The following is a 16,395-nucleotide window of genomic DNA, read 5'->3' as shown; positions in this document are numbered from 1 at the left end:
CCTCCTTCGATGGCTGGGTCTGAGGTGTATAAGTGACAGATTGGGGGGACAGGGAGAAGAGGGGGGACAGGGAACAGGGGCGGAAGAGGTAAGGGGATGATGATTAATGATGGCAGAGAAGGCGAGGGGGCTACACAGGTACACTGGAAACGTTTTATCAGTTTATGACTATGTGGGAGCGTCGTTGGTAGTGGCCCCGGTAAGCCTATTCGGCCCAGCGGTGGCTTAGGACGTGCTTGTGGCTCCTTCAGCTTCTCGGGGACGGCTTGTGCAAAGGCCCGCGGTGGCCTTCCCAGACGGCTTGTGGCGGTATCGCACCTTAGATTTCGGGTCGAAAGTGTCGCAAGTTCCGGCTGTGGCGCTAATATAACAAAGCGGGCGGTGCGCGCTCGGAAGTCCTCTGCCTACTGGGGAGAAGCTGGGGGGAATGAACTATCTAATCCTCGCAGGTGCGGTGCTGCTCGTCGTGGGCTACGGGGCCTTTCTGGTCGTTCAGGGGCTATTCAGAGGTCTGGGTGCTGCTTCGAAAGCTGTCTCTGACCAGCGAGAAGCTCTGGCCAGCAAGAGGGCTGAACGCGTGGCCACGCAGGAATACGAGCGGGGCCAGTCGTACCGCGCAGAGAACCCCGTCAGAGTGGTCGGCATACCCAACCCAGACGCATTTCGTCGGGCCTTCGCTCTCCTGGACGACTACGTGGCGGCCGCAAGCGCCTACCGCCCCGCTCTTCCGAGCACGGTGGATACCCGGTTTCGTGGGTATCACTTCCCAGCACATATGTTCGAGCTTGTCCGCCCGCATCCGGCCTCCCTGTCGGACACCGAGCCCCGTAAGGTCACCGTGACGTCAGCGGACGTCCTCATGGGGAGCGGTGCCGACATGACCAACGTCTATGGTCGGGCAGCAGCCGCATGCGATTTCCCGTGCGATCCGCCAGCCTTTCGGTATGCGGACGCCGAAGCGCCAGCACCAAAGCCGGACTTCCCGAATATCACAGCTCCTCCGGACACCCCAGTACGTCTTGTGTTTTCGAATGGAATGGACGTGGACACCGAGGACCCGCTGCAGGCAAAGGCCTACGAAGCCGAAATCCATCGTGTGACCTTGCTCAACTCGCAAGCGCGGCAGCTACACACCACCTTCCACGCAAAGTATGCGGCGGCGCTTGAAGCACGCGATCTGATGGAGATTTACCTCGCTGATCTGAGTTTGAAGTGGAGAGATGCTGAGACCGCCGTCCTGCGAGACTACGAGCAAACAAAGGAGACTTACGAAAAGGACTGCCAGCGGGCTACTCAGCCCATCCGGGCGGTCCATCACCGTTTTCGACAGCGGGGCAGTGATGGTGTGCGTAGCCACTTTGAGCTTGCGCTATGCAACATCACCTTGCCGGTCCCGGACGACTATCCGTGGGAAGTGCTTTACGATCAGCAAGACCGAGTGCTTCAAGTCAACCAATGCGTACCATCGCTGCCTGACGTTTCGGTGGTACGACAAGACAGCAAGCGCGCGCCGGCCAAGCGGGACGCCGAGGCGGTCCTTCGGCGCTATGTGCCAGCCATTGCGCTACAGATTGCTCATCACGTTGCCCGGAACGACCTTCAGGACGATGTAGACAGGATTGCTGTTAACTGCTGGTCACGGTTCTTCGACCCGGCCTCGGGCAGGCTGAAGGACGCGTTTGTAGCGGCTCTTGCGGTTCGAAAGCCGGACATCATTGAGTTCAACCTGCAGCGGGCCGATGCCTTGGAGGCCTTCCGGGCACTCAAGGGTGCCTACGTGTACAACGTGGCCGAAGTGGTGCCCATTGAGCCAGCCATTCGGCTCGATAAGGAGGACGAGAGGTTTGTTGCCGGGAGAGACGTGCTCGACGGCATGGCCCAAGGGCAGAACCTCGCAGCGATGGACTGGCAGGATTTCGAACACCTCATTCGTGAGCTATTGGCAAAGGAGTATGCCGACAAGAATGCAGAGGTGAAGATTACGAGAGCCAGCCGGGATAGAGGGGTGGACGCGGTGATCTTCAACTCAGACCCGCTGCACGGTGGGAAGTTCGTGGTGCAAGCCAAGCGCTACTCCAACACGGTGGACGTAGCGGCTGTGAGGGAGCTTTACGGCACCGTGCTGAACGAAGGGGCCAACCGGGGCATACTCGTGACCACAAGTCACTTTGGGCGGGACGCGCACGAATGGGCCGCGAACAAGCCACTCACGTTGATCGACGGGCCAAATCTTTTGGCTCTGCTCGGCAAGCACGGCTACAATTTCAGGATAGCGCCTCAGTCCTGATGTTACACAAGGGCACTACAGTTCCGCAGAGGCGTGTGCGAGTACCAATCGCGGATGATTGGCTTCTGCTTCGCAGCCATAGCGGAAATCGGAGGAATGTCTACCTCTCGGGCGCAGTCCTGAATGACCCATAGCCGGCTTCTCGCGCCCACATGCGCTTGTCCAATTAACTAAAGTTATCGCGGGGCCATTTGCTCTGCGCGATAATTTTGTCAAACGGAGACACCAAATGAGCAAGAAGCGTCGGCGTTTCAAGCAGACCACTACTCTGCAAGATCGGTTGAGCGATTTCGCTTGTGAACTCCGCGAGGAAGCTCGTGCGTATCCTCCCGGTCCAGAAAGAGAAGAACTACTCAAGAGGGCGCGCGGGGCCGATACCGCTGCTCTTTGGGACGAGTGGCTTCGCTCGCCGGGGCAGACCCCGCCGATCTTGTAGTTAGGCTAGCGGCAGAAGTCTTGCTTTACGCCGAATGAGTAAGATGAGTTATTCTTCGGGCGGCCCCGCACAGGCGGCCAATCAACGTTCACCTTTGAACCAAAGCGACTTGTGGTAGTTTACCGATATCACCGGCCGAGGCTCTGCCCGTAGGCGTCGGTGGCTGAGAGACCAATCGCGCTCCCGCCTGCATAACAAGGGAGCGCCGTCATGGCCGACATCACCCCTATCAACGAGCATCTGCACGTTTTGGCTTCAGAGATAAGAGAAGAGTGCGCCCGCATTCGCCAGAAAACAGCTGAGGCAGCCGCAGCGCTCAAGCTTCCTAAGCCAGACACCTTCTTAGGACGCAGGACCTACGAGCCCTTCCCCGAGGAGCCGAAAGAGTAAGACCGCCTCAGTTAGGGGGCCGCCTTCACAAGGCGCGTGTCCCCTTTGGCCCATCGCGACAACACGCCGCGCCATGCGTTTTGTCGTGAACGGATCATAGCGGACATCGACCATTTTCTGTCGTGTTGCACACTCTCCCGCTGTGACCTTGGCGGCGGCCGCCCCTTTAAGCCGAGCAGTTTGAAATCAGGATAGTTGCCGGCTCAAATTAGGATCCAGTGTCGTCGGAGAGGCTCATTTAAGGAGCCTCAGCCTCGTCGGGGAGGTTTGCCCGCCGTGCCGCAACGCCTGAGAAGAGTGTGAAGAACCTACGGGTTCCATCGGCCCTATCCATCGGCCGTATTGCTGACGAGACGTCCCGAAGGCCGTGCGAGCATCAGCTTGATCGCGGTTGGGGCATATGGCGTGCCCATTTTCGTGGTGTGCCCTGCCTCTGCCAGTGCCGCTGAGATTTCCCTGAGAGACCTCTTGCCGCCCTTTGGTCTTGCGCGTGCCAAGCTGCGAGCAAGCGCTACTGTCTCAGGCCGTTCCTCAACTATCGACTTTCGCCCCTCAACCTTGACACCTGAGCGCCGCTTGCGATCCCGAGCGCCCTTCAGCTTAGCCACGAGCATTGCCTTTTCGAACTCGGAGATGGCGCCAAGGACCTGCCTGATCAGACGGGCGGTCGGAGTGTCATCCAAGAATGATGTTGGGCTATCAGCGGCAATCAAATCTATGCCTCGCGCCTTCAGCATTGCGAAGCCCACCTCTTGAACCATCAGGTCGCGCGCGAAGCGGTTGGCGGTCTCGACGATGATCGTCTTGGTGCCGTTTGCTTCAAGGGCCTCCAGCATCTCTGCAAACCCTGGGCGCGTATCGATAGGGTCAGAACCCTTCACCGCTTCATCATGGTAGGTGCCCACCAGCTCGATCCCGGCGCGCTTGGCGAACCCTTCAATGGCTTGGAGCTGCCTACGTCCGCTGTCCTTGTCCTCCCCGATGTTCGCGGCTGAGGAAGTCCTCAAATAGGCGAATGCCTTGATGAATTTGGAAGATTTCCCCATAGCTTGCCCCTCGTGACTGTATCCTATTCCTGAGAAATAGATACGAACATTCTGCCGGCCGATCAAGAGTTGACACATATTTGTGTTACACATATATGTGTATGTGTACAACAATCAGTGTTAAGGGCGCATGTTTGAGAACCGGATCAAGGAGCTTCGCCGGGCTAAGGGCCTTACCCAGCGGCAACTCGCTGAAGCGGCCGGAACGAGCCAACAACAAATCCAGAGGATCGAAGCGGGCCATCATCTCGCTCGGTTCGATTTGGCTACGAGAATTTCGGCAGCCCTTGGTCAGCCGATCAGCAGGGTGTTTCCATCAGCTGAACTGCCGCTTGCGCGCATGAAAAAACGCGGTGCAACGCTCGATGACGAGAAAACGAGTAGGGATCTGGAGGCGGCGGGCCTCGATATTGAGCCGGAGGTCTGGACGGTCAAATACAGATTGCGCGGCGGCGCCGAGGGAAACTTTCGTATCTCAGGTCCTGACGCCAAACGCTTGCAATTGGTCCTTCACGATGAAGCGGAAGACGGCTTCGTGGTGCTTCCTTCTGATGATCGGCAATACGCGCTGAACTTGAAGCACTTGGTTTTTTGCCAACTGCTGTTTGACCGTCCGTCTATCGCAGTCGAGGCACCGCGTGAGAAGAGTTCTGAGGTTCTCTTTTACTTAGCAGATCAGCGCGAGCCTTTGCCGTTCGACGTCGATCCAGACACCACTTTGCTCGAACAAGAAGAGGACCCCGAGCCCCTCTCTGTCCAGCTTCAAGACCTATTTTACAACGTAGAGATGGGCGCGGATCGTCGCCGTCTGAGCTTCGTCGATTGGGACGGTGAAAGAGCGTTCTTCCGATCCGATGATGTGAGCATGTTCACAGTGCCTCTTTGGCTCATCGAACCCAACGCTTCGGATGACGAGGGAGAGGCGGAAGACGACCCAAATGGTTGAGCACCGGTTCGACGGACGCTGCAATCAAACTCGATACAAGCTCAAACGTGGCGCTCGCATCCGTTCAACCGTCTCCATGGGAGGACCTTTGGCTTCCTTGCAGGTTGCAGAAATGGCTCTTATCGCAGATAGATAGAGCGTTGGGGGGGCATCTATGGCGAAAAGAATTTTGAAGCCGTTCGAGGTTTCTGAGGACGAGGTCGGTCGCTTAGGGCCTACCGAACTCGTCATGCTTATCAAAAGGCTTGTTGAGGCGGACCTACAAAAATGGGGCGCCCCGCTTTCGGCCGTACACGGAACGCTCAAGATCAACGTCCCCGATGGTGGCGAGGACGTCAGAGTAGAGTGGAGCCAACCGTCGGGCCAGCCCGGCATCACCCACCATTACTTCACAGTCTTCCAGATGAAGGCCGAAAAGCTCAGCGACGCCAAACTGTGCAGCGAACCGGTCGAAGCCAGTGGGAAGCGATTGAAGCCTGCCGTCGCCGAAGTCTTGGCTCGAAAGGGCGTGTACATCATCGTAACCTCCAAGACCAATCTCACGACGCCCAAGCCAGGTTCAAAGGTCTCGCGCTTAACGCAAGTGCGGCACTTGCTACGCACGGCCATCAGAAAAATCGACAAGCGGGTGGACCACGCTCACCTCGACGTTTACGGGCCCGTCAAAATAGCCGGTTGGGTGAATACGCATCCTATGGTCGCTGTCTGGATGAAGCAGTTGCTCGGTCTCGCCTCAGCCGACTTCGCGTTCCAAACTATGGACGACTGGTCGAACTACCGCGACCTTTCGAACTCACTCGTGTCATGGCCTTCGTTCACTGTACAATTGGATGCGATACAGCAGTCTTTGCTCAAACCTCGCGAAGTTGTTCGCCTCCTCGGCCATGCTGGACTTGGGAAGTCGAGGCTTGCATTCGAGGCCCTTCGGTCGGGTGATACCGATTGTAGCCTAACGCCCATCGTGGCTTATGCGCGAAAGTATTCACCGACCTTAATTCAGCAGGTTCGGGATTTCATCCAGAACCGGCGTCGCGTAGTCCTTGTCGTCGATGATTGTCCGCCTTCCAGCCACAGAGAATTAAGCCAAGAGGTGCATCGGACGGACAGCCTGCTGAGCATGATTACGCTCGATCTGGATTTCGATAAGCCGCCTCCTGAAGACCAGGAAATTGTAATTGAGGCCGCGCCAAATGAAGCAATAAAAGAGATCCTGAAAAGCTCAGGAGCTGTCCTGCCTCCAGATGACTTGGAACGTGCTACGGAGTTTTGTTCCGGCTTCCCACTTATCGCCGTGCTTGTAGCGGCGGGTTTGAAAAGCGGAGCCGAGCATTTTGCCGCTTTTCAAGACCCAGAGAATTTGACCAGCAAACTCGTGTGGGGACGCGGCTCGATTGATGCGGACCTCTTACGTTGCCTTCGCTGCATTTCCCTCTTTGAAGCAGTGGGCATTGTCGAGCCAAAAGATCTTCAGATCAAATGGATCGCCGAAAATTTACTTGAGATGACTGCTGGTCAGTTGGAGGCCCGGCTTGAACATTTCTTCCAGCGCCGCATTCTTCAACGCCGGGGCTATTCCATACTGGTCAGGCCGCGTCCGCTGGCGGCGCAACTCGCGGCAGCATTCTGGCGCTACGCAACAAACGATCAGCGAAGGTTTCTGTTAGAAGGGTCGATGCCGGACGAGTTAAAGGAAGCTCTATGCGATAGACTTTCTGACTTGAACTATCTTACCGACGCCAGAGCGGTTGCAGCAAAGTTGTGCGGTACTTCTGGCCCTTTCGGATCGGCGAAGGCGCTTAATACTGATGTCGGGGCGCGCTGTCTTCGCAGATTGGCAGAGGTTGCGCCCGAAGACGTAGTGTCGACGCTGGAGCGCGAGTTTGGCTCCTTTGATCTAACGGAGTTGAAGAGGACGGTTGGGCCCGGGCGACGCTGGCTTGTTTGGACCCTCGATGCACTCGCATGGGAGCCGTCGGTTTTCCTACGAACCATGAGATTGCTTCTAAGGTTGGCTGCTGCAGAAAATGAAACGTGGTCAAACAATGCAACCGGAGAATTCGTTCAACGCTTCCGGGTTCAGTTGCCGGGAACAAGTACAAGCCTTGCCGCGAGATTGGACACGCTGAAGTTCCTCGTTGGCGATGCCGAGGACGGAGAGGTCTCGATTTTGACCTCCGCGCTGTGCAAGGCGGTAGATGCACAAGGAGGCACTCGGACGATTGGTTCCGAGAACCACGGCACGCGAAAGACCTACGAGGATTACAGGCCCAAGACGTGGGCAGAGATTTTTTCGTATTGTCGGGGCGTGCTGGGGTTGCTCAGGGCTCTCGCTGGACGCAGCAAAAACGCGCTTGCGGAGGTGCGACAATCATTCGCGGCTATTGATGCAAGCATGCTGATCTCTGAGCCCGTGTTTGCTGACTACGAGGCGCTTATTGAGTTCCTCAAGCCGAAAGAAGAGACGTGGGGACAGCTCTTAGGACACCTCTCGTGGCAGCTGAACTATCGGCTGAAAGGTGAAGAGACCGCGGACGGACGTGAGAGGGTGACTAAACTTTTTACCAGCCTCCTTCCCGCGTCTCTCGAAGAGAGAATTATGTTCTACGTCAAAAGTGTGCCTTACCATTTTCGAGACCTCGACAGCGAAGAGCGTGATTTTGAACAGAACAGTCGGCGTGCGTCGGACTTGGGAAAGGAGTGCGCTCTTCACTGGGACATCTTTGAGAAGGTGGTCGGACCGTTGAGTGAGGGGGAAACCAGACAAAGTTTCGCCTTTGGTCAGTCATTCTTGCGAGCCACAGACAGGCCCTCTGATGCCATCAACCTTGCCACGAAGACGCTTGAGCGGGCTCATGCGCCAAACCAGTCGTTGCTCGGCGGCATGATCCATGCACTCTTCACCCGGGACCGTCGAGAGGTCGATCCGCTGCTCACACGTATTTCCGACATTCCAGCTCTCAGGAAATTTCTGCCTTACTTTGCTGCTCTAAATCTCACTCCAGAGAGCCTCAATCTGGTCGTCGATTTGATCGACAGGGCTGACCTTGATCCTAAAACCCTGAGCATCTTCGGAATGGGTGGCGTTCTTCAGCCAATGCCCACTGCGGAAATAAAGCGCCTTATCAGCAGCCTCGTTGCGCAAGGCGAACAGGGCGCTTGGGTAGCGGTCGACCTCCTGTCAATGTACATGCACGGAGATAAAACGAAGTTTTTGACCGTTCGTGCGGAAATCGACCTGGCTGTGAGGGCTGCGCCGTTTGCATCGGCCAAATCTCAGGACGTTATGGACCATCATCACTATGAGACCTTGGTGACGATGCTCTTGTTAGACAGCAAGTTCGGACCTGCTCTCGCAACGTTTTTGGCAGAGAGGTTGATCGCTGCGGCCCGGGACAATCGGTCGTCGAGTAATCGACTTCTCCAAAAGCTAACCGAGCTGGTCATAGTGAAGTATTCGACCACCGTGCTTCCCATGTTTGCCTCCTACATAGAACAGGCAGACGTAAGGGATCGCTGGCAGTTGGTTCACATCCTCGGGTCGCCCTTTAGCTTTAACGACAAGGTTGAAGGTCCGTTGTTCAAATTAGGCGCAGCTGTGGTCTTGGCAGCGTGCAAGGCTTATCCAAAGAACTTCGCTCGTATGGTCGCTGAAATGGCGCCGCTTTTGGTTACAACCGACGGTCAGAAGAATTGGACCGAACTTGGCTCCGCACTGCTCAACGAGTTCGGTTCGAGGAAAGACATACTGGATGCCCTTTCTGTAAACATGGGGACGGGCGGATGGAGTGGTCCGACTTCCGCTCATCTGCGCTCCTACGTGCACCCGTTGGAGGAACTAAAGGAGCATCCGTTGCGGCAAGTGCGCTCATGGGCCCGCGACAGGCTTAAGAGTTTGAATGCCCAAATAGAGCGCGAGATGCGGGATGAAGAAGAGGCAACCGTGCGACGCGGTTGAAGCAGACGCTGAGCGGCAGGGGCGTGGCTTCTCCTGAATACAAAAGCCTGCTACAAAAGGCGATCCTTGGCGGCAAAAAAAGTCTTGTTTATCAAGCGGGTAATGGTCTGGCGGCGGTACCCACCCAACTGTACCAACAAAGTCAAATGCTTACAGAAATCATCGAAGGTTGCGGATTTGTTGTAGCTACCAGATAGCTACCACGAGAGCGCTAATTTAGTGCATTGCGCTCGCTTGAGCGCGACCGAAATTCTCGTGCCTAGCACGTTGTCCAGATGCCGCTAGTCCGGCCTGTGGGTTGCGGTCGGTGTGAATGAAAATGAACCGACTCGCACGGCATCGTCTCGGATCCGCCGGTCGATCGAACTCAACTTGTAACGAGCGTTGACACCAATGCTCTCTCAAGGTTGAAACAGGCCCTAGGGAGCGCCAAGATCAAAAACAGGCTTTGATTTAATTGATCTTTTTGACCTGGTTGTCAACCTTGCGACCTTAGGAGCGGCCACCTTGACACTTTCGGTCGCATTCCCCCATGCTCAGGCATGCAAAACCGCCGCCGACTTCCCCGGTACGGTATGTGCAAGGCTTTTTAGACAGCCACGGCCATCCGCGCCACTACGTCCGAAAGAAAGGCATACCGCGCGCCACCCTGCCCGGGCTGCCCTGGTCGGAAGAGTTTATGCGGGCCTACGCAACCGCCCTGGAGGAGGGCAGGAAGGCCGGACAGGCAACGAGCGCGCCTGAAAGCTGGCAAGCGGCGCACGCCCGTCAAAACCGTTCCCGCTGGCAGTATGGCGGCCCTTATCCGGCATTACAAAAAGATCCAAGTTCCCCGAGTTGGGCCAAGTCACTCAGGACAACTACACCCGCCTATTTGCCCGGCTCGAAGAGGCCGCTGGAAGCCTGCCCGTCGCCAAGATCACCGAGGAGGACATTCAAGCGCATGGTCGACGAACGGGCTGCTGAAGGCGGCATAGAGGCCGGGAACAGTACGCGGCGAATCTTCCGGCTGCTCATGGCGTTCGCCAAGGACCACAAGTACCGAAAGGACAATCCGGCCAAGGACATCAAAAAGAAGCGTCGACCGAAAGGCGCGAAGAAAGGTTGGGACACGCTATCGGAAACCAACATAGCCGAGTTTCGAGCGGTGGCCCCTCGGCACTCGGCAACATCTCGCTATGACCGTACTGCCCTACACCGGCCAACGGCGCGGCGATGCGGTCAGGCTCGGGCCTCACAGCGTGGTCGGCGGCAAGTTCGATCTCGATAACCTGAACGACAGCAGCATCGAAGTCCGACAAAACAAGACCGGCAAAGAGCTGGAAATCCCACTAGCTGCACAACTCGCAGCCGCGCTCAAGGCCTGCAAGATCGCAACCGATGCGCCAGCATTCATCCTTGCGGATTCCGCTCGATGTCGCCCAGCATTCCGAGATGATCTCGCCCACCATTCCGATTTGAAGTCGCCCACCCATTCCGAGATGATGTCGCCCACCGTTCCGGGATGATGTCGCCCGGGTGACGAGGCCTCTTCTGGCTTCCATAGGGTCCCCCTTTCGGCTTTGCGAAGGGGGACCCTGGATGCCGACGGAGAGGCTTGCGATGCGCCGTGTGCGCGATGTGATCAGGATGAAGGCGGCTGGGCTGCCGAGCCGCGAGATTGCGCGGCGGGTGGGCGCGGCGCCCTCGACAGTGCGGCTGACCATCCGGCGGTTCGAGGCCGCAGGCCTGAGCTGGCCGTTGCCCGACGAACTCACGGACGCGGCCCTGGAGGTCCGTCTGTTCGCCAAGACCGGCAACGGCAACCGGCAGGGTCACCGCCGCATCGCCGAGCCCGACTGGGCCGCGGTGCACCGCGAGCTCAAGCGCAAGCACGTGACGCTGTCAATCCTGTGGGAGGAGTACATCGGCGCCGAGCCCGGCGGATACCGGTACTCGCGCTTCTGCGAGCTTTACCGCGCCTGGGAGGGACGCCTGTCGGTGACGATGCGCCAGGCGCACGCGGCCGGCGACAAGCTGTTCGTCGACTACGCGGGCGACGGCGTGCCGGTGGTGGTCGACCGCCTCACCGGCGAGCGGAGGACGGCGCAGATCTTCGTCGCCGTGCTCGGCGCCTCGAGCTTCACCTCCGCGCAGGCGACGTGGACGCAGGGGCTCGCCGACTGGATCAGTGCCCATGTTGGCGCCTTCGCGGCGATCGGTGGCGTCCCGGCGCTGCTGGTGCCCGACAACACCAAGGTCGCGGTCATCAAGGCGAGCCTGTACGACCCGCAAATCAATCGCACCTATGCGGAGATGGCGGCGCATTACGGCACCGCCATCTTGCCGGCGCGGCCGCGCAAGCCGCGCGACAAGGCCAAGGTCGAGCAAGCCGTCCTCATTATCGAGCGCTGGCTGCTCGGCCGCCTGCGCCACCGCGTCTTCTACAGCCTCGCCGAGGTCAACGCGGCGATCGGCGAGTTGCTCACAAGGCTCAACGAGGAGCGGCCGATCCGGCGGCTCGGCGTGACGCGCCGCCGGCTGCTCGAGGAGGTCGACCGGCCGGCGCTCAAGCCGTTGCCGGCGAGCCCCTACCTGCTCGCCGAGTGGCGGATCCGCCGCGTCAGCCTCGATTACCACGTCGAGGTGGAGAAGCATTATTACAGCGTTCCGCATCGCTTCGCCCGCGCTGAGGTCGAGGTGCGGTTCACCGCCCGCACCGTCGAGATCTTCCACAAGGGCGAGCGGATCGCCGCGCATCAGCGCATGAGCGGCAATCACAAACACACCACCGTGCCGGAGCACATGGCCTCCAGCCATCGGCGCTATGCCGGCTGGACTATCGCGCGTATCCGCCAGGACGCCGCCGCGATCGGGCCGGCAACCAGCGCATTGTGCGACCTCATTCTCGACGAGCGCTCGCACCCCGAGCAAGGCTTCCGCGCCTGCCTCGGCATCCTCAGGCTCGCCGCCTCCTACGGGCGCGAACGGCTGGACGCCGCGGCTGCGCGGGCGATCGACATCGGTGCGCGCACCTATGGCTCGGTCAAGTCGATCCTCGCCAACAATCTCGATCGGCGTCCCGCTCATCAGCGCTCCGCGGACGATGCGCCGATCCTGCATGCCAACATCCGCGGACCGCGCTACTACAATTAGGAGACCATCCCTTGCTCACCCATCCGACCCTCGACCGCCTCAACGCCCTCGGCCTCCACGGCATGGCCGAGGCCTTCGCCGACATCGAAGCCACCGGCGAGGCGAATAGCCTCGGTCACGCCGAATGGCTCGCGCTGCTGCTCGAACGCGAAGCCTCGCTGCGCCACGACAAGCGGCTCGCCACCCGCCTGCGCTACGCCAAGCTGCGTCAGCAGGCGTGCGTCGAGGACATTGACTACCGCACCCCGCGCGGCCTCGACCGCCCACTGTTCGCCAAGCTTGTCGAGGGACGCTGGATCGACGACCATGCGAACCTGCTGATCTGCGGCCCGGCCGGCGTCGGCAAGAGCTGGCTCGCCTCGGCGCTCGGCCACAAGGCCTGCCGTGACAATCGCTCCGTGCTCTATCAACGTGTTCCGCGGCTGTTCGATGACCTCGCTCTCGCGCGCGGCGACGGCCGCCATCCACGCCTATTGCGCGGCCTCGGCCCTGTCGATCTGCTGATCCTCTATGATTGGGGGCTCGAGCCGCTCGATGCCGGCGCCCGTCACGACCTCCTAGAAATCCTCGAAGATCGCTACGGTCACCGTTCCACCATCGTCACCAGCCAGCTCCCCATGGACCAATGGCATGTGCTCATTGGAGATCCCACCTATGCCGACGCCGTGCTCGATCGCCTCGTCCACAATGCCCATCGGCTCGACCTCACCGGCGAGAGCCTGCGCCGAACTCGGCAATCCGCCCGAAAGGCCTGAGCCCGTAACGCTGTGGACATGCCGCTTCGCTTGGACAACGCCAGGCGTTGCCCACATGCCCACAGAACCGCAACAGAAACAGAAACGGAAGAAGTTCAAGCCGCGATTCCAGGTTGACCACGCGGCTCGCCAAATGCCAGAGAAACTACCGCCAGAACGCCTCGTCACCGGGCGAGATCAAATCGGAAAGGTGGGCGACATCGTCTCGGAATCCCCCGGCGACTTCATATCGGTACACCCGGGCGACTTCGTCGGAATCCGCATTCATCCTGACTGAACGCGGAAAGCCTTACAGCGACAAGTCGTTCACCGGCAAGTTTTCAGCCTGGGGCAAAGCGGCCGGGATCACGACGCAATGCAGCCCCCACACGTTGCGCTTCGCGGCAGCCCGTCGACTTGCCGAGCTGGGGTTGTCACTGAAGGTGATTGCCAGCATCAACGGCCACGACAGCTTGAAAGAGCTGGAACGATACACGAAGGCTGCGGAGCAAAGGCTGCTCGCCAAGCAGGCTATTGCTGCGTTAGGCTCACACTAGCCCACGGGTTCGCATCTTCCGCATCGCCCGAGAGAACTTCGAAGGCGCGGTCAATCAGTCGCATGTCCCACAAGACCATGCCGCCGCGCCTGATGGGCCTCGGCATCGTGCCGTCCTCAACCCACTTATCGAATGTGGACGGAGACACCCCGACGTAGAACGCCGCGTCTTCACGTCGCAATCCCCTGCGAGGGCGCGTGAACGCGGATTGATTGGGGCTTTCCGTTCTGACCATCGGCAGACCTTCAGGGGCGACAAGCATCAGCCCTGTAGTCGCACGGATTTTCGGAAGCTGTCTATTAAATAGCCTCAGCGTTTGCGTTCGCCGCACCGGAATTGTACGGGAGGCGAAAAGAATTGTCTGTGATATCTTTGGTTGCGGCTCATCCCGAGTCGCGAAACCGATAGGCACTCCAATGGCAAAAAATGAACGTACCGGCAAAGGCGTGGGGTCGATTGCTTCGAAAGGACTTCGGAGCCCCGGCGCGCTGACTAACAAGGAGATCAAAACCGTTTCGGCGTCCGCCCTCACTCAGCGACCGGATCACAAGGGGCCATCGAAGCCCACTCGGCGGAAGTAGGTTCTTCGGCATGGGTCGAGCGCGTGGCGGGCGGCCCGTAGCGGCAGGCGCGCGGCCCTCCACATCGACGCCTCGCTCGCTACATCAGGTATTGTCGCGCTTGTAGATCACCAATGGGAGAAAATGAATCATGGTCGACCTTCTTGGTCATCAGGACAGACTTGATCAAGCTCAACGTGCTATGGAGCGGCTTGCAGCCGCGAGTGAAAATACACAGGTGAAGGCTGACCTTCTCAGGGCTGCAAATGCGCTGGGGAAAGCCGAAGACCGTATCGCGGCGCTTGAGGCCATCGTTAGTCGGCTGTGAACAAGCCTGTAAGCGATTGAGCAGCGGTCTGTTTTTGGTGTTTTGACGGCGTTTGAGATTGCAGGGATTTGAGGCTTGATGGTCGCAAACCTTGCAATTCGTTTTGTGGATTCCTCTCCGCTGTTAACCGTGCTTGTGTGGTGCACCGGAGGGACGATGCGGCCGAAGAAGCACAAGACGACGGGATCGAACGATCTGTTCCGGGCACGGCTGGACCAGATCATCAACATGAAGCACGAGTTGGTTCTGCTTGCCGGCAAGATCGATTGGGACTGGATCGACAGCGAGATCGCCCCGCTCTACAGCGAGAACGGCAGGCCGGGGATCGAGACCCGCTTCATGATCGGGCTGCTGTTGCTCAAGCACATCCGAGACACTCACCGGCTGTGCGGTCGAGCGGGCCTATGTCGACAAGGGCTACCGCGGCCACGACGCGCAAAATCCCCGCCGCGTCTTCATCTCCGGCCAGAAGCGCGGTGTCTTCGGCGCCATCAAGCGTGAGCTGCGCCGCCGCTCCGCCATTGAGCCCATCATCGGACACCTCAAAGCCGAAGGACACCTCGGCCGGTGCTACCTCAAGGGCCGCGCCGGCGATGCCGCCAACGTCGTCCTCTCCGCCGTCGGACACAACCTCCGTCGCATCCTCGCCTGGTTCAGAGAACTTTTGCGCCTATTGTTGGTCTCGCTCTGGCGCTCGCTCAACTGTCTAGCTCAGCTCAATCCGGCTTCTTAACGGTCGACTCGTTAAAGTGCTGGTCAAGAAAGCTGACGTTTCATCGAAATGACTTTGGCTACCCTACAGGACATGAATTGCCGGAGAGCTGCCTAGTCGAACTCCTTCGCCGCTCACTCAGCCCTCACCCTCTAGAAGATCGCGTATGCGCGCAGCGATCCGCCGGGCATCCTTCGGCCTAAGATTGGGCTTCACGCTGTCGAGGATGCCTAACACTGCCCGAGCCTCCTCGGCATCAAATGTCGCAACTTGGCGATCTGCCAGGCTCAAAGGCTGATCGGCCGCCCGGGCCTGATTGGCTGCAAGCACCTCAAGCGCTTGTGCCGCTCGAATATATGCATCCTTTGGCCCCATGGTTGGGAGGTAGCGGCCACGTGGCTCGGCGCTCAATCTGAGAGAAGAAGAAACGCTGTCCCCACTCACGCGCGCCGCTAACTCCACCGCCAGCTTCGGGGAGGGAAGAAGGCTGGCGGTAGGATACATCCACCGCAAAAAGCCGTGGCACAACTACCAGAACTGGTTGCCGCATCACAGTCACGGTCGCCTGGCAATGGGGGCGCGACTCGGCGCCGAGAAGGATGCAAGGCACCTACTAGATGCGGTAATGGGCCCGGCTCCGGAGCAAGGGGTCATGATGGTGGCTGTCCCCCGATAGATGATGAAACGGGGTCACGACTTGAGGCCCCAAGCATCTGGAGACGGAGGACAGCCGTGGAGAAAGGCAGAATACGGAAGACTACACAAGGCTGTGCTGGCAATTGTGCGTGATGATGCAGTCTGCCGCCGGCTTATGACAGTACCAGGCGTTGGCCCCCTGGTGGCCATCACCTACAAATCGGCGATTGATGATCCTCATCGCATTGTAAAGCCAAAGGCAGCAGGCGCGCTGTTCGGGCTCACAGAAATATCAATCGGGAGAAAAGGACGTCACGGGCGGAATCACGCTGGCCGGCGATGAGACGGTGCGGACGGCCTTGTATGAAGCCGCCAACGTTCTGTTATCGCGCATCACGCGGTTCTCAAAACTCAAACACTGGGGGATGGACGTCGCCAAGCGGAGGGGCTCGAAGCGCGCAAAGGTCGCCTTGGCACGCAAGCTCGCAGTGATCCTGCATCGGATCTGGGTCGATGGCACGACTTACCGATGGGCCGAAGCGGGCTTGCCGCGCGGCAATCAGGGTGACAGTGGAGCGTCAATCAGGATGAGAGAGCTTCGCCGGGCTCGTGACGCAGGGAGGGCGTAGCCCGACCGGAGTTACGAGCCCGGCGTCGGCGCGATCCACAGGGG

11 protein-coding genes and 2 pseudogenes are annotated in these 16,395 nt (G+C 59.0%); 12 read left to right on the top strand and 1 reads right to left on the bottom strand.

Translation table 11 applies throughout. The annotated features are described in order from the left end of the window. Positions 1-427: 427 nt before the first annotated feature. On the top strand, positions 428-2,287 hold the full coding sequence (locus I6F33_RS37015) for a restriction endonuclease (RefSeq protein WP_225145742.1): 1,860 nt from the start codon (positions 428-430) through the stop codon (positions 2,285-2,287). A gap of 646 nt (positions 2,288-2,933) precedes the next feature. Continuing rightward, the gene (locus I6F33_RS37005; RefSeq protein ID WP_225145740.1) at positions 2,934-3,113 is read left to right on the top strand and encodes a hypothetical protein; all 180 of its coding nucleotides are present in this window, start codon (positions 2,934-2,936) and stop codon (positions 3,111-3,113) included. A gap of 326 nt (positions 3,114-3,439) precedes the next feature. Here the strand turns inward: I6F33_RS37005 and I6F33_RS37000 are convergent, their stop codons facing one another. Further along, positions 3,440-4,159, bottom strand: a complete 720-nt coding sequence (locus tag I6F33_RS37000) for a recombinase family protein (protein WP_225145739.1) — start codon at positions 4,157-4,159, stop codon at positions 3,440-3,442. 130 nt (positions 4,160-4,289) lie between these two features. On the opposite strand from I6F33_RS37000, the gene I6F33_RS36995 reads away from it, so the two are divergent. The 10 genes and pseudogenes from I6F33_RS36995 to I6F33_RS36945 form a co-directional block, all read left to right on the top strand. Continuing rightward, positions 4,290-5,105, top strand: a complete 816-nt coding sequence (locus I6F33_RS36995) for a helix-turn-helix transcriptional regulator (RefSeq protein ID WP_225145738.1) — start codon at positions 4,290-4,292, stop codon at positions 5,103-5,105. A gap of 154 nt (positions 5,106-5,259) precedes the next feature. After that, complete coding sequence (locus tag I6F33_RS36990; RefSeq protein ID WP_225145737.1) at positions 5,260-9,060, top strand: hypothetical protein; 3,801 nt, start codon at positions 5,260-5,262, stop codon at positions 9,058-9,060. Beyond that, positions 9,057-9,257 carry a hypothetical protein gene (locus I6F33_RS36985; protein ID WP_225145736.1) on the top strand — a complete coding sequence of 67 codons (201 nt, stop codon included), beginning with the start codon at positions 9,057-9,059 and terminating at the stop codon, positions 9,255-9,257. Before I6F33_RS36990 ends, I6F33_RS36985 begins: the two co-directional genes overlap by 4 nt. Positions 9,258-10,238: 981 nt before the next feature. Further along, positions 10,239-10,568 carry a hypothetical protein gene (locus I6F33_RS36980; RefSeq protein ID WP_225145735.1) on the top strand — a complete coding sequence of 110 codons (330 nt, stop codon included), beginning with the start codon at positions 10,239-10,241 and terminating at the stop codon, positions 10,566-10,568. Positions 10,569-10,662: 94 nt separating this feature from the next. Continuing rightward, positions 10,663-12,195, top strand: a complete 1,533-nt coding sequence (gene istA, locus I6F33_RS36975) for an IS21 family transposase (protein ID WP_225145734.1) — start codon at positions 10,663-10,665, stop codon at positions 12,193-12,195. Positions 12,196-12,206: 11 nt separating this feature from the next. Beyond that, on the top strand, positions 12,207-12,950 hold the full coding sequence (istB, locus tag I6F33_RS36970; protein ID WP_225145733.1) for an IS21-like element helper ATPase IstB: 744 nt from the start codon (positions 12,207-12,209) through the stop codon (positions 12,948-12,950). 113 nt (positions 12,951-13,063) lie between these two features. Beyond that, entirely contained in the window at positions 13,064-13,486 is a 423-nt protein-coding gene (locus I6F33_RS36965; protein WP_225143844.1) for a tyrosine-type recombinase/integrase, read from the top strand. A gap of 711 nt (positions 13,487-14,197) precedes the next feature. Next, a complete protein-coding gene (locus I6F33_RS36955) occupies positions 14,198-14,374 on the top strand; it encodes a hypothetical protein (protein ID WP_225143841.1) in 177 nt (58 codons plus the stop codon). A gap of 156 nt (positions 14,375-14,530) precedes the next feature. Beyond that, positions 14,531-15,107: pseudogene (locus I6F33_RS36950) on the top strand (hypothetical protein). Positions 15,108-15,828: 721 nt separating this feature from the next. Then, a pseudogene (locus I6F33_RS36945) lies at positions 15,829-16,261 on the top strand (transposase); the annotation flags it as partial. Positions 16,262-16,395 lie beyond the last annotated feature (134 nt).

Origin of the sequence: Bradyrhizobium sp. BRP20, from assembly GCF_020194215.1 — a bacterium.
GTDB classification, from domain to species: Bacteria; Pseudomonadota; Alphaproteobacteria; order Rhizobiales; family Xanthobacteraceae; genus Bradyrhizobium; species Bradyrhizobium yuanmingense.
Note: the sequence above shows the minus strand (reverse complement) of the source record. Positions and strands in the feature narration are given on the sequence as shown.